At 68.4% G+C, this 14,177-nt stretch carries 11 protein-coding genes; 6 read left to right on the top strand and 5 right to left on the bottom strand.

The window, feature by feature from the left end; all coding sequences use genetic code 11:
* The first annotated feature begins 61 nt into the window (after positions 1 to 61).
* Positions 62 to 1,399: a phosphoglucosamine mutase gene (glmM, locus tag U9J66_RS20055; protein WP_014910210.1), complete on the top strand. Its 1,338-nt coding sequence runs from the start codon at positions 62 to 64 to the stop codon at positions 1,397 to 1,399.
* A gap of 157 nt (positions 1,400 to 1,556) precedes the next feature.
* Positions 1,557 to 2,585: an ROK family glucokinase gene (locus U9J66_RS20060; protein WP_199806110.1), complete on the top strand. Its 1,029-nt coding sequence runs from the start codon at positions 1,557 to 1,559 to the stop codon at positions 2,583 to 2,585.
* A 3-nt stretch (positions 2,586 to 2,588) separates the two neighbouring features.
* On the opposite strand, the gene U9J66_RS20065 is transcribed toward U9J66_RS20060, so the two are convergent.
* Entirely contained in the window at positions 2,589 to 3,185 is a 597-nt protein-coding gene (locus U9J66_RS20065) for a Uma2 family endonuclease (protein WP_326338364.1), read from the bottom strand.
* 201 nt (positions 3,186 to 3,386) lie between these two features.
* Here U9J66_RS20065 and U9J66_RS20070 point away from each other — a divergent pair, with 201 nt between their 5' ends.
* The 3 genes from U9J66_RS20070 to U9J66_RS20080 all read left to right on the top strand — a co-directional run bounded on the left by U9J66_RS20070 (position 3,387) and on the right by U9J66_RS20080 (position 6,214).
* The gene (locus U9J66_RS20070; RefSeq protein ID WP_014910760.1) at positions 3,387 to 4,160 is read left to right on the top strand and encodes an SDR family NAD(P)-dependent oxidoreductase; all 774 of its coding nucleotides are present in this window, start codon (positions 3,387 to 3,389) and stop codon (positions 4,158 to 4,160) included.
* Positions 4,161 to 4,169: 9 nt separating this feature from the next.
* Positions 4,170 to 4,934 (top strand): crotonase/enoyl-CoA hydratase family protein, encoded by a 765-nt coding sequence (locus U9J66_RS20075; protein ID WP_014908497.1) that lies wholly within the window; start codon positions 4,170 to 4,172, stop codon positions 4,932 to 4,934.
* 194 nt (positions 4,935 to 5,128) lie between these two features.
* Positions 5,129 to 6,214 (top strand): DUF6716 putative glycosyltransferase, encoded by a 1,086-nt coding sequence (locus U9J66_RS20080; RefSeq protein ID WP_326338365.1) that lies wholly within the window; start codon positions 5,129 to 5,131, stop codon positions 6,212 to 6,214.
* 16 nt (positions 6,215 to 6,230) lie between these two features.
* On the opposite strand, the gene U9J66_RS20085 is transcribed toward U9J66_RS20080, so the two are convergent.
* From U9J66_RS20085 to U9J66_RS20100, 4 genes are all read right to left on the bottom strand, one after another.
* Complete coding sequence (locus U9J66_RS20085) at positions 6,231 to 8,354, bottom strand: acyltransferase family protein (protein ID WP_326338366.1); 2,124 nt, start codon at positions 8,352 to 8,354, stop codon at positions 6,231 to 6,233.
* 329 nt (positions 8,355 to 8,683) lie between these two features.
* Positions 8,684 to 10,099, bottom strand: coding sequence for a polysaccharide pyruvyl transferase family protein (locus U9J66_RS20090; protein ID WP_014910949.1), 1,416 nt, complete (start codon positions 10,097 to 10,099; stop codon positions 8,684 to 8,686).
* A 70-nt stretch (positions 10,100 to 10,169) separates the two neighbouring features.
* Positions 10,170 to 12,167 (bottom strand): glycerophosphotransferase, encoded by a 1,998-nt coding sequence (locus tag U9J66_RS20095; protein ID WP_161111209.1) that lies wholly within the window; start codon positions 12,165 to 12,167, stop codon positions 10,170 to 10,172.
* A complete protein-coding gene (locus U9J66_RS20100; RefSeq protein WP_326338368.1) occupies positions 12,164 to 13,627 on the bottom strand; it encodes a bifunctional cytidylyltransferase/SDR family oxidoreductase in 1,464 nt (487 codons plus the stop codon). The genes U9J66_RS20095 and U9J66_RS20100 overlap by 4 nt, the downstream gene beginning before the upstream one ends.
* 402 nt (positions 13,628 to 14,029) lie before the next feature.
* On the opposite strand from U9J66_RS20100, the gene U9J66_RS20105 reads away from it, so the two are divergent.
* Positions 14,030 to 14,161, top strand: coding sequence for a hypothetical protein (locus U9J66_RS20105; RefSeq protein ID WP_326338369.1), 132 nt, complete (start codon positions 14,030 to 14,032; stop codon positions 14,159 to 14,161).
* The last annotated feature ends 16 nt before the right edge of the window (positions 14,162 to 14,177 follow it).

Raw genomic sequence — 14,177 nt, forward strand, 5'->3', positions numbered from 1 at the left:
TCCGCCACGCTGAACCTCATCGGCGCCGAACGGGCGTCGCTTTCGAAAGGGGCTGTCGCCTGTGGCTCGGCTGTTCGGAACAGATGGTGTACGCGGTCTCGCGGGTCGCGACCTGACCGCCACCCTCACCCTGGAACTGTCCATCGCGGCGGCGCGTGTGCTCACCCGCTCCGACGGCGACCGACGTCCGCTGGCCGTCGTGGGCCGTGACCCCCGCGCCTCCGGAGAGTTCCTGGAGGCCGCCGTGGTGGCGGGTCTGGCCAGTACGGGCGTCGACGTCGTCAAGGTGGGCGTGCTGCCCACCCCCGCCGTCGCCCATCTGACCGGTGTCCTGGACGCCGACTTCGGCGTGATGCTCTCCGCCAGCCACAATCCGGCTCCGGACAACGGCATCAAGTTCTTCGCCCGGGGCGGCCAGAAGCTCGAGGACGCCCTGGAGGAGGAGATCGAGGGCATGCTCGGCGTTCCCTCGACCCCCGCCGTGGGCGAGGCCGTCGGTCGGGTCTCCGAGTCCGGTGACGGCGCCGAACTCTACACCCGGCACATCCTCGACTCCCTGCCGCACGACCTCAAGGGGCTCAAGGTCGTCATCGACTGCGCCCACGGGGCCTCCAGCTCCGTCGCGCCCGACGCCCTGCGGCGCGCGGGCGCCGAGGTCATCTCCATCGGTGACGCCCCCGACGGCCACAACATCAACCAGGGCTACGGTTCCACCAGTCTGGACGCCCTCAAGGAGGCGGTCCGGCTTCACGGTGCCGACGCCGGTATCGCCAACGACGGCGACGCCGACCGCTGCCTGGCCGTGGACGCCGAGGGCAATACGGTCGACGGCGACCAGATCCTCGCCATCCTGGCCACCGAGGCCAAGAACGCGGGCCGGCTGGCCGAGGACACCCTCGTGGTGACGGTCATGTCCAACCTGGGGCTCAAACTCGCCATGGAGCGAGAGGGCATCAACGTCGTCGAGACCGCGGTGGGCGACCGTTACGTGCTGGAGGAGATGAAGCGCGGCGGCTTCGCCCTGGGCGGTGAGCAGTCCGGCCACGTGATCCTGCTGGACCACGCCACCACCGGCGACGGTCTGCTCACCGGTCTGCACCTGCTGGCGGCCATGGCCGACCACGGGCAGGGGCTGGCCGAACTGGCCAAGGTGATGACCCGTCTGCCGCAGGTCCTCATCAACGTTCCCGACGTCGACAAGTCCCGGGCCGCGGAGTCCGAGGAGCTGGCCGCCGCCGTCCGTGAGGCCGAGGCCGAACTCGGTGACACCGGCCGGGTCCTCATCCGCCCCAGCGGTACCGAGCCCAAGGTCCGCGTGATGGTGGAGGCCCCCGACCAGGACCAGGCCACCGCCGTCGCCGAGCGTCTCGCCGGAGTGGTCAAGACGGCACTGTCCTGAGGGACCATGACGGCCTCGGCCCTCCGGTGGGGTCGAGGCCGGGTCGTTCTCGCGCGTTCGGGCACAGAGTGGCCCGGGCGCGCGTTCTCGTTCATGTGATCGACGTGACGGGGTCGATAGGGGGCGAGGCCCTCCAGGGACGATGGGTGGTGCGGTCATGGTGATGAACGCGGGTTACGGACGTTCCCTGACGATCGGTGTGGACGTCGGAGGGACGAAGGTCGCCGCCGGCGTGGTGACGCCGGGCGGGAGAGTCCTGGCGCGGGTGCGCACCCAGACGCCCGAACGCAGCAAGAGCCCGGAGGTCGTGGAGGACACGATCGTCTCGGTGGTGTCCGAACTCCGTCGGCGGTATCCGGTACGGGCGGTGGGCGTGGGAGCGGCCGGGTTCGTCGACGAGCGACGTTCCAGGGTCCTGTTCGCCCCGCACCTGTCCTGGCGCGAGGAGCCGCTGAGGGACGCCCTGGCGGTACGTCTGGGGCTGCCCGTGGTGGTGGAGAACGACGCCAACGCCTCGGCCTGGGCCGAGGTGCGCGCGGGGGCCGGACGCGGGGTGGACGACGTGGTGGTCGTCAACCTCGGTACCGGGATCGGTGGCGCGATCGTCTCCGACGGGGTTCTGCGGCGTGGACGGTACGGTCTCGCCGGAGAGTTCGGGCACATGACGGTGGTGCCCGGAGGCCATCGGTGCGAATGCGGCAACCGGGGGTGCTGGGAGCAGTACGCGAGCGGCAACGCCCTCACCCGTGAGGCCCGTGAACTGGTGGCCGCGGAATCCCCCGTGGCGGAGGCGCTCCGGCAGGAGGTGGGGGGAGACCCGACCCTGATCACCGGACCGTTGGTCAGTGACCTGGCCCGCAAGGGCGACCGGGCCTGTCGGGAACTGATGGAGGAGGCGGGCACCTGGCTGGGCGTGGGTCTGGCCAACCTGGCGGCGGCCTTCGACCCCGAACTGTTCGTGATCGGCGGTGGCGTCTCCGAAGCGGGAGGGTTGCTGCTCGATCCGGCCCGACGGGCCTTCGAGAAGGGGCTGACCGGGCGCGGCTACCGGCCCGAGGCCCGGGTGGAGGCGGCGGCGTTGGGCAACGAGGCCGGACTCATCGGAGCCGCCGACCTCGCGCGTGAGGCACTGCCCCGGGGACGGCGCCGGCGTCACCGGCGCCGTCTGGGACGCGTCGGCCGGTGAGGGTCAGCGTCGGGTGGTCAGCGCCCTCACGTCGATGTCGATCGGGAAGGGTACGTCCAGCTTCAGACGTTCCCGGGCGATGGTGATCGGGACGTAGCGCGGGGCCGTGGTGCCGTCGAGCTCGTACACGTGGATCGCGGGCCCCTCGTCCTCCGGTTCGATCCGCCAGAAGTGCGGGATCCCGGCCGCGGCGTACTTCATCGGCTTGGTGGTGCGGTCCCGTTCCCGGGACTCGGGGGAGACGATCTCGATGACGATGAGCACGTCTTCGGGCGGGACGTGGGCGGCCCGATACCAGTCGAGGTGCTGATCCGCGCCCTCTTCGAATGCGTAGACCAGGAGATCGGGCTCCGGCCGCTGGTGCTTTCCCAGCTTCATGGTCATCTCGGCGAGGACGTCGACGTTCTTCGGCGCCGCGTCCTCCAAGGCGTTCGCCAGGTAACGCATGACGCGTGAGTGGAATCGGGTCTGAGGGGAAAGCAAGACGAGTGCTCCGTCGATGAGTTCCATCCGGGGAGCACCCGGAGGAAGGTCGTCCATGTCGTCGGCGGTCCAGCCCCCGGGAGGGGTGAGGAACCAGTCGGGGAGCGGCTCGGTCATCGAATCCTCCTGGGTCGATTCCTGAGGCCACTCTAGTGTCGTCGTTCTTCGCATGACAGGACCGTAGCGCTGAGTGACGACAGAACCACGTTTCCGTTCTCGGTCGCCGAGAGGGTCCCGACGTCGCAGGTCGGCAGGGTGTCGACGATTAACCGAACCCGGTTCTAGTGCGTGGGTCACATTCTCTGTAGAGTGCGGGTCATGGATCTCAACGGAATCTCCGCCCTCGTCTCGGGCGGCGCGAGTGGCCTCGGTGAGGCCACCGCCAAGGAACTCGCCTCCGCCGGTGCCACCGTCGTCATCGCCGACATGAACGCCGAGCGCGGCGAAGCCGTCGCCAAGGAGATCGGCGGCGTCTTCGTCGCCACCGACGTCTCCAAGGAGGACCAGGTCCAGGCCGCGGTCCAGGCCGCCGTCGACACCGGTAAGCCCTTCCGTGTCGCGGTCTCCTGCGCCGGCATCGGCTGGGCCACCCGTACCGTCGACCGGCACGGCACCCCCCACGACCTGGACAGCTACCAGAAGGTCATCCAGGTCAACCTGATCGGCACGTTCAACGTGCTGCGCCTGTCCGCGGCGGCCATCGCCCGGACCGAGCCGATCAACGAGGACGGCGAGCGCGGCTCGATCCTCAACACCGCCTCCCTCGCCGGCATCGAGGGTCAGATCGGCCAGATCGCCTACTCCTCCTCCAAGGGCGGCGTGATCGGCATGACCCTCCCGGCCGCGCGCGACCTCGCCGCGATCGGTGTCACCGTGAACACCATCGCCCCCGGCATCCTCGAGACCCCCATCTACGGTGAGGGCGAGCACGCCGAGGAGTTCAAGCGGAAGTTGGCCGCCCCGGTCCCCTTCCCCAAGCGTCTGGGCACCGCCTCCGAGTTCGCCAAGCTCGCGCGGACCCTGGTCGAGGTCAGCTACATCAACGGTGAGGTCGTCCGGATCGACGGCGCCCTCCGCATGCCCCCGAAGTAGGAGGACACCGTGTCCGACGAGGTTCTCTACACGGCCGAGGACGGCGTCGCCGTCATCACCATCAACCGGCCCAAGGCCAAGAACGCGGTGAACGCGGCGGTCGCGGCGCGGATCGCCGAGGCGCTCGACGACATCGACTCCCGCTCCGACGTCTCCGTCGGGATCATCACCGGCGCCGGCGGCACCTTCTGCGCCGGCATGGACCTCAAGGCCTTCATGAAGGGCGAGGTCCCGGTGGTGGAGGGGCGCGGGTTCGGCGGCTTCGCCGAGCGGGGCCCGAAGAAGCCGCTCATCGCGGCGGTCGAGGGTTACGCTCTGGCCGGCGGGTTCGAGGCGGTGCTCGCCTGCGACCTGGTGGTGGCGGCCGAGGACGCCCGCTTCGGCATCCCCGAGGTCAAGCGGGGACTGGTCGCCGGAGCCGGAGGCCTGCTGCGTCTCCAACACCGCATTCCGCGCAACATCGCGATGGAGTTCGCCCTCACCGGCGACTTCGTCGAGGCCGGGCGCCTGGCGGAACTGGGATTGGTCAACCAGGTCACCGAGAGCGGTGGAGCGTTGGAGGGCGCCAAGGCCCTGGCCGCCCGCATCACCCCCAACGGGCCCCTCGCGGTGAAGGTCTCCAAGGAGATCATCCGCGCCTCGGACGACTGGTCCGGTGACGAGATGTGGGACCGCCAGAACGAGCTGGCCGGCCCGGTGTTCGTCAGCCAGGACGCGATGGAGGGGGCGATCGCCTTCGCCGAGAAGCGCGCTCCCGTGTGGAAGGGCGAATGACCTCGGGCACACCCTGTCGACGGCCGTCCTGCGGGGCGGCCGTCGGCCAGTCCGGAACGCCCTGACATGGTGGATATGTGATGCTTTGTCCCTCTGTTGACCAGGGGGAATCCATCGCCTGAGGCGGACGGTCCGGTGATAGCGCCTGTGTAGCCTGAAGGGGTTCAGCGTGTCCCTTCCAGGAAACGACACCAGTGTCTCTTGTACCCACCTGGAGCCGGGCCTCCGTGCCGGGACGTTCACTCGTGGTCCTGGCGATCGCCGACTCCGCACCCCGTGCCCGCCTCGCGGCCACCATGCTCGACGCCCTGCCCGGCCCCGGCCACGCCCATGGTCTGGCCGTTCTGCGGTCGGCCGCCACACCCTCGCCCGCCCGGATCCGGGCCGAACTCGAGGACACCCGGCAGGCGGGGCGACGCATCCCGCTCCTGACCACCGGCCAGATACGGCGGCTCATCCGACGCCGACGCCCCGACGCGGTGCTCCTCGACTGCTCCGGCCCCCACACCGAGACCCTCTCCGGGCTCGGCCGCTCCTTCCTCCGCCGTTACCGTCCGGTCGTGGTGTCCTCCCTGCCGGTCCCGGCGCCCGAGGCCACCGAGGGGGAATGGCTCCATCGGTCCAGGTCCGACCTGTTGGTGGCCCACAGCCACCGAGAGGTGGACGAGTACACCGTCCTCGCCGAGAAACTCGGGATCAGGACCCAGGTGGGCCTGGCGGGCGTCTTCCCCAGGACGGGACAGGGCCCCGTCTCCGGCCGCCGTGACCGGGTGGTGTTCGCCGCCGAGGGCGGGCTGCCCGACGGGAAGCTGGGACGCGAGACCCTCCTTTCGGCCCTGGCCGATCTGGCGAGGAACCGCCCCGACCTGGAGGTGGTCCTGCACCTGGGGCACGAGGATCACCCCGAACCGATGGAGACCTGGCACGCCCTCGCCCGAGCGGGGCGGGTCGACGCGTCCGCGCTGACCGTCACCTCCGGTGACCTACGGCGACAACTCGACCACGCGCGAGGCCTGGTCGCGCTCGGATCCGAACCGGTCCTGGTCGCCCTCTCCGCCCGCGTACCCTGCCTGGTGCTCACCGACTTCGGTCGGGAACGGGGCGACCTCTTCGAGGACAGCGGCCTGCTCGGCGACCTCGGCGACCTGCGCCTGGCCCGCTTCCACAAACCCAAGCGCGCCTGGGGCGAGTACAACCACTTCCACCCGGCCTCGGAGGACGACTGGGTGGCGCGGCTGCACGAACTCTGCCTCAACGTCACCCGGGGCCGGATCTCCTGATCGGGCCCGCCCCGACCTAGGAGTGCTCTCCCTCCTGGAGGGCGAGCGCGGCCTCGAACAACGTCGGCTCGCCCGTGGGCACCGCGCGTCCTACAGCGTCCAGCAGCGGGGGTTCCAGGACCACCGCGAGGGAGCGAGAGAACGCGTACGAGAAGTGGTTGCTGTCGTAGAAGACCAGTTGGTTGCCGATGACCCCTTGGCAGACCCCGTCCTGGCAGAGGTAGTCGGTCATGTCCAGGAAACGTGTGTTGTGCGGGACGTTGGTCAGGTCCTTGAAGGGGGGCGTCTCGGCCATCGACTCGGACTGCGGAGCGGTGCAGTCCGAGGAATCGCCGCGGTCGACGCATTCGGGGACCCGGAAACCGAAACGGGGTGTGTCCCGGACCGCGATGACGTCGATGCCCATCCGGTCGAGCTCCCTCCACCGTTCCACGAACCCCTCGGGCACGCGCTCCCCGGCGGAACGGCCGGTGAGGGAGGCCAGGGTGAACACGGCGTCGGGGGAGAGGGCCGTGAGCTCCCTCATGGCCTCTTCGTTCCACTCCGAACACTGCGTGTAGGGATCGCCCCGGTAGGTCTGCTCCCCGGAAGCGAACTGGCAGGCGTTCTTGGTCATGGTGACCAGCCGCCAGTCGTGTCGTTCGGTGATGGCCCGCAGCGCCTGGAACCAATGGCGTGCGTGCGAGCTGCCGGCCAGAACGATGGTGTAGTCCGAGTCGGGGTCACCGAACTCGCATGTGATGACCTCGGTGTCGGCGACCAGCGCGTTGCAGTCACGGGTCTGGGCGATCGTGTCCTTCACAACGGTCGTCGTGTCCGGATGGATCGGCAGGTCCGGCAACCCCTCGGCCATGCCGGGGGTGAGGTGGACGGCCGCGCCGGGATAGGCGAGCGGGTTGGAGCTGAGCTCCAGGCGCAGGAGACGATCCCGTTCGATCGAGTGGTTCCAGAGAGCCCCCGCCACCAGGACCGGGACGATGAAGATCACCCCGGCCGCCAGTGACCAGCCCGGACCGCGAAGCCGTCGCGTCGCCCGGGTGACGCCCCCGTCGATCAGCCAGGAGGTGGCCAGGGCCGCGACGAACGAGAGCCCCAGGACGAGGAGGCCGCCGGCCAGGGTGGGCCGGTCCGTCTCGTTGAGTTCCAGGTGGACGATCAGGATCGGCCAGTGCCATAGGAACAGGGTGTAGGCGTGGCCGCCCATCCAGGTCAACGGACGTGTACCCAGGAGGCGACCTACGGAGAAGCGGTCGTTCTCCTCCTCTCCGGCCCCGGCGACGATGACGAGCAGCGCGGCCAGGGTCGGCCAGAGCGAGGCGTAGCCCGGATAGGGCAGAGAGTCTCCGATGACGAACCCGCACAGGATCAGGGCGATCAACCCGAGCCAGCCCGCCGGCCGGCGTACGAAGGAAGGCAGGTTCACCCGATGGATCACCAGGGCGAGAACACCCCCCAGAGCCAATTCCCACAGGCGGGCACCGGTGTCGAAGTAGGCCCAGACGGGTTCGGTGGAGGTGATCCAGAGCGAGTAACCGAACGAGGCGGCGAACACCGTTCCCAGGGCCACCAGGACGGCGCTCCGCGTCCGTAGCCCGGCCCACGCGGCGACCAGGCCGGCGGCGGTGATCAGCAGCGGCCACAGGAGGTAGAACTGCCCTTGGACCGCCAGCGACCAGAAGTGCTGGACCGGGCCGGCCGCGGAGTTCTCGGCCATGTAGTCGACCGAGTCCAGGGCCAGATGCCAGTTCCCGTAGTAGAGGGCGGCGGCGCGCACGCTCTCGATGACGGACATCCACTGGGAACGGGGGAAGAACAGATAGGTCATCGCCAGCACGGCGCCGAGGACCACGGCTCCGGCGGGGAACAGGCGCTTGATCAGTTTGGCCCAGAAGGCGCCGAACGCGATGCGCCCGTCGCGTTCCAGCGCGCGGACCAGCGAACCGGTGATGAGGAAGCCGGTGAGCAGTAGGAAGACGTCGACGCCACCGGAGACCGTGCCGAACCAGATGTGGTAGACGGCGATCAGGAGGGCGGCGACCGCGCGCAGCCCCTCGATGTCGGGACGATGGCGGTGGCGCACGGGCGGGGTCACGGGGGAGATGACGGGCCCGGAGACGCCGCCTCGGACGGAAGCGGACACTGGACAGCCTCGAGTTCGACGAAGGTGAAGCAGGGGCCGGCCATGGGGGTGTGTTCGGCGGGAAGGGTGCGGCCGAAGAGAGGCGCCCCGCCGAACCAGTATCAGTAACCGGTGAGGGGGGTCGGCGGGCAAAGGCCGCCCCGTTGTCGAGTCGAGATGGAATCTGTGTGAACGCGTAGCCCTGAACAGGGGGAATGTGCGCTAGGTCATAGCTCCGCCTCGTCTCCGCGGACGAAGGCCCCGAGCGACGCGACGGGGCCGGTCCGAACGGGAGGCGCGGACCGGCCCCGGGCAGGGCGCTCTATGGGTGAGGCGAAGAGACCCTTCCGTCAGCGGCGTAGCCCGATCTTGCGCAGGACGCGTCCGGCCAGGCGGCGGGCTCGACGGTAGGGGGTCCGCTCGGCGGACGCCTCCAACCTCTTGAGACGTTTCTCCAGACGATCGATCCTCTGGACCTTCTTCTCCAGACCACGGACCTTCTTGTTCAGCTCCGAGGTCTTGGTCACGAGGTCCGCGTGGTCACGTCGCAGCCAGCCGATCCTGGCCGATACACCTTCTTCCGCGCTGGTCCAGGCGTCCACACCAGGGGGGTAGACGGTGGTGCGCACCCGTTCCTCGAAAGAGGCCCCGGCGTCCTCACCGTCCATGTGAACGTGGTCGACGCCGTTCTTCTCCAAGAACGAGGTGAAACGGGAGAACCTTTCGGAGTGCCCTTCGAGCATGGCCGTGAAGTCGGCCTCCGCGTACAGTTCCGCCGCGTCCGTTTCCGCGGACAGGTCCCTGATCCGACGATGCGGGATATCGAAGTAGCGACACAGTTCCAGCGTGCGCGAGTCATGGCACAGGACCACGGCGGGGGTTCCCGCGAGCAGAGCGGCGATGTTGCCGTGGATCCGGGTGCCGAAGGAGAAATCGTGGTCGCGCAGGCTCTCGATCCAGGTGGCCGGGTCGAGGTGGACCCGGACCTTGTTCTCCTGGAACAGAGGGTGGGTGCGGTGCAACGGCATACGGTTGCGCTGGTCGTTCACCCCGGAGCGGTCGCCCCAGTAGAGCAGCTCCAGGTCCTTCGTCTCCTGGGCGAAGTAGCGCATGTTCGGGTAGCGCTCGAAGTTCGACGTGACGATACCGCCGACGTCTCCCGCGCCCAGGGCGCTTCGAGAGGCGTTGACGGCGATACGACTGTTCCCGTCGAGCCGATCCGGCCCCTTGGAGACGTCGAGTCGGTCGCCGTACATGAACATCGACGGGCAGCCGATGACCTCCACGTCGTGGAAGCCCAGGCTGTTGAGGTACCGCTCGGTGAACTCCCCGCGGACGCCGATGGTCGCCGAGCGGTCGAGGACTGCTCGTACGAATCGGGTGACGGGGGCGTCGAGCGCCGCCATCCTGCCGAGGTCGTAGTCCAGGTTCGACTGCGCGCCCACGCCGAGGACGACCACCGGGATGGTCAACTTCTCGATGAGAGAGCTCAGGGCGTCGAGATGGCCGATGAAGGAGACCCGGAACGCGTTGGCGAGGGGGATGACGAAGGCGTCGTACTCCTCGTTGATGCGCTCCGCGTCGGCGGCCTCGGCGCGAAAGCCGTTGGCGACGACCTCCGTCTCGGAGGTGCTCAGCAGTTTGTAGGAGGCCTGACTGAAGATCAGGTTGCCTGCGTTGTTGCCGAAGATGTTGCGTTCGATGGCCGACCCGGGGCCGACGATCTCGAAGGGGTCCTTCTTGGCGCGGAGGAGTACACGTTTCATGGCGGGGCTTTCGGTCTGGGGAGGATGGGCGACGCGGGGCCCGGCACGGGGGTGAGCCCGTGAGGGAGGGTCAGGACGGTTCGGGGGCCAGAGAGTCGATGTTCGTCATCGCCTCGGGGGACGACGGCAACGGGCGCAGAAGCGAACCCCGCTCGTACAGGTCGTCGACGGCGGCGTTGAAACGTGTCTGTGAGTCGGGACCGCCCAACAGGTAGGTTCTGAGCTCGCCGCGTTCCAAGGCCAGGCGATCCTTCTCGGGGAGGTGGATCGCCTCCAGCGCCTCTTCGAGTCCCGCTCCGTCGGGAGAGAGCATGTACGCGGCGGAGGACGTGGGGTGCTTGTCCTGGAACTCGCCGTGGGTGAGGCCTTCGCAGTTGGTGATCGCGTAGGGCTTCTCCGTGGCGACGAAGTCGGCGACCACACTGGAGATGTCGCTGATCAACAGGTCGGCCTGGTTGAAGCACGAGTACAGACTCGGCCGAGGACCCTGGACGACGAGGTGTTCCTCATCGGCGTGGCCGTCCCAGTAGACGCGGTGCCACTCGGTGGTCAGCGCCTTCAACTCCGAGACCGCCTCCGGCGGCGCTCCACCCTCCAGCCGTGAGTTGTGCGCCTCGTCCCGGGCCCCGGTGTCCATGTCGAAGGCGGCGAGTCGTCTCTCGAGTTCGACCAGTCGGCCTCGGCCCGCCTCGGATCCCTCTCCGCCCCGGTTCGCCCGAGCGATGAGATCGACGATGTGCTTGTGCGCCCTGCGGGCCTCCGGTGAACGGATTCCGGTGAAGGGGTGGGGCTTGTAGAGGACCCGGACCTTCGGCTCCGCGTCGAGCAGCTTCGCGATGAGCGTGGGGCCGGCTTCGATCAGGGAGGTGTTCCCGGGGTCGTCGGTCCAGCCTTCCCAGGTGGGGGCGTACAGGACGGTACGTACGGAGTTGGCCGCGGTGTCGTCGCGGATCTCGTCGAGCTGGGGACGTCCCACCTCGACGATCTCGTCTTCGCGGACCCCTACCCGGGCCCGGGAGTACCGATCTCGTCCGGCGCGTCCGGCCGTCCACACTTCGTCGTACGCCTTGCTGAAGGGGTTGATACTGGCGATCTTGTCGCTGTCGCCGTGTCCGATGAACACGTGCTTCATCGAAGGGTTGCGCAGCATGTGGATGTTCTTGCCGGTGTTGGCCGGGTAGAGGGCCACTCTGGCCGGGCCGAAGTCGAGGGCCATCAGGTTGGTGGCGGCGGGAACGCACAGGACCGGGATACGTGTGGGCGCGAGTTGAGCGGCGATGGTGCGCTCGCGCAACACGATCAGTGGACGTCGAGGCAGACGGTCCAGAGTCTCCAACCACATGTTGACCTGGTAGACGGAGTCGGAGGACCCGGAGAAGTACAGGACCACCTCGGGGCGGTAGGAGTCCAGCCATTCCTGGGCGAACGCCATGACCTCTTGTTCACCGGGGATGGTCAGGGCCCGTCGGTAGTGGCGGACGAACACGGCCAACGCGATCACGGTCACTCCGATCGTGATGACGGCGCCCGTGACCGTGAGCCAGGCCGCGCCGAGGGCGACGTAGGCGACGGTACCGAGGATGAGGAAGATATCGAGCGGCAGCAGACGGCTCATGGGTTCGCGTACGAACGGCATGGGCGGGCTGTCGGGGATACGCAGGGCGTCCAGCGGGATGTTGCGGGTGGCGATGGGCAGGCGCCGGCGGTTGCGCAGAAGTCGTCCGACGACACCGCACAGGAGTTGGAACCCGAAGAGCACGAGGAAGGCCAGGAGGACCAGCCCGATACCGGTGGAGGTGGCCTCGGGGGTGGTGATCAGCAGGCCCAGGGCCAAGAGCTGGCGTAGGAGCGTGCGGGGCGTGATGCCCAGTCGTACCTGCTGAAGGGTCTTGGCGAACCCGGTCATACGGTGCAGCAGCAGGGCGTCCATGACGTAGCTGCCCGCGGCGCCGATCAGGAAGACCCACCAGGATCCGGTGACGACGCCCACGAGCATCGTCGCGTAGGTGAGTCCGAGCAGGCCGGTTCGGAAAAGGGTGGTGCGCTTGTTACCGGTGGTCGGGCTCACTTCGCGGCCTTCGCTTCCTCGCCCTGGGCCACGACCGGACCCGCGGGAGGATCTTCCCTCCGGACGTCGATGACGTGTCCGGTCAGGTCGGAGAGTAGGACGTCCACGGAGGTGCGGGCGACCTTGTCGGCGCTGAGAAGGGAACCGGAGGGTTCCTCGCCGAAGGCCTTGGTGCGCATGGGGGTCTGGGTGCGCTCGGGGTTGATGCAGTTGATCCGTACGCCGTCCTCGGACCACTCGTCGGCGAGGGCCTGGGTGAGGTTGACGGTGGCGGCCTTGGTCGAGGAGTACAGGCTGTACTCCCCACGCCCCCGGGTGTAGGAGCTGGAGGTGTACAGCAGGAGCTGTCCGCCGGTCTGCGCCAGGTAGGGGAAGGCCGCGCGGGCGATGTTGACGGGGGCCAGGTAGTTGACCCGGACCGCCTCCTCGATCTCGGCCGGGTCGGTCTGGTCCAGACGGCTGATCCGGAGGATCCCGGCCGTGTTGACGACGTGGTCGATCCGCCCGGTGGCGGAGTGGGCCTGTTCCAGGGCGGCGGCCACGTCCTCGGGGTTGGCGACGTTGGTGCGCGTCGCGCCGCGCGAGTAACGGAAGACGCGGGCGCCGTGCTTCTCGGCGAGATCGGCGACGCCCGCGCCGATGCCGTAGCTGCCGCCGAAGACCACCATGGTCCGGCCTTCGAGTCCCTCGGCGTAGTCGTGCTCGGTGTACTCGGGGGTGGCCGCGGTGGCCAACTGGAAGAGCTTGTCGGCGATGAAGATGTCGACCGGCTGGGTGACCTTCATGTTCTGCTCTTCGCCGGCGACCACGTGGATGGGCACCCGCGGGGAGTAGCGCAGGACCACGGAACAGTCGTCGGTGGCCTCGAAGTCCGGGTCGTTCCAGGCCTTGGCGTAGGCATCGCGAATGGTGGACATCCGGAAGGCCTGGGGCGTCTGGCCGCGCCGGAGGCGGGAGCGGGTGGGGACGTCGGTGATGACGTCATCGTCCACCTCGATGATGGTGTCCGACGACGGAATGGCCACGTCCACCGCCTCGTACCTCTCCAGCGCGGTGACGCAGTCGTCGATGATCCGTTGGGAGAGCATGGGGCGGACGGCGTCGTGGAACAGCACGTTGGTGTTGGCCGCGGAGTAATGCGAGAGGGCGTCCAAGGCCAGCTGGGTGGTGGCGTTGCGAGAGGTGCCGCCGGGCAGCACACGCGAGACCTTGGCCAGTCCCGCCTTGCGCACGATGGCCTCGGCGTCGGAGACGAACCCGGGGTTCATCATGACGATGACCTCGTCCACGGAGGTCGCCTGCTCGAAGATGTGCAGGGTGTGTTCGAGGATCGTCTTCCCGGCGATCTTCAGCAGCTGCTTGGGCGTGGCCAGTCCTATGCGCTGGCCACTACCTCCTGCCAGGACCACGGCCACCGTTCGAGTGGCGGTGCGGGGGTTCGCGCTCGTCGAGGGCGTCACGGGCAAGATCGTCTCCCAGGGACTGTGGAGTGCTCCGGCCCCTGTTCGAGGGGTGCGTCGAGAAGGGGGATGAGCACCGGTGCGGTGTGCGGAAAGGGAGGTCCTCCCCAGAACGGGGCATCACTCAGGGCAAGCGAAAGAGCCTCGGGGGTCGAGACCGATCGCCAAGGTCGAGGAGTAGACGCCCACTCTTCATGGGCGGTTTACCTGGTTTTCTGTGTCTTCGTGCCTTGAGTGAATCGTGTCCTCGTGGTGATGTTCGAACGCTCATTCTCGAGCTTTCGGCTACTCGGAGTGATGGATCGTATGCCTCGAAGAGACGGTTCGTGATCTCTTCTCCGCCAACCTTCCCTAGGTCGCGAACGTCCATAAAGCGGACATAAAGCAAGGGTGGGGCAGGCGATGGAAGACGATTGGGAGACCCCCTACGAAGAGGGGGAGGAGCTCTTCTACGACGACGATGGAACCTTCGGAGTAGGGACACCGTCCGTCGAGGACCCCGGGGATCTCGGCCCGTACGATCGGGCCCACTGAACGTCGAAGGGCCCGT

This window comes from Nocardiopsis sp. LDBS1602 (genome assembly GCF_035818715.1).
GTDB lineage: Bacteria > Actinomycetota > Actinomycetes > Streptosporangiales > Streptosporangiaceae > Nocardiopsis > Nocardiopsis alba.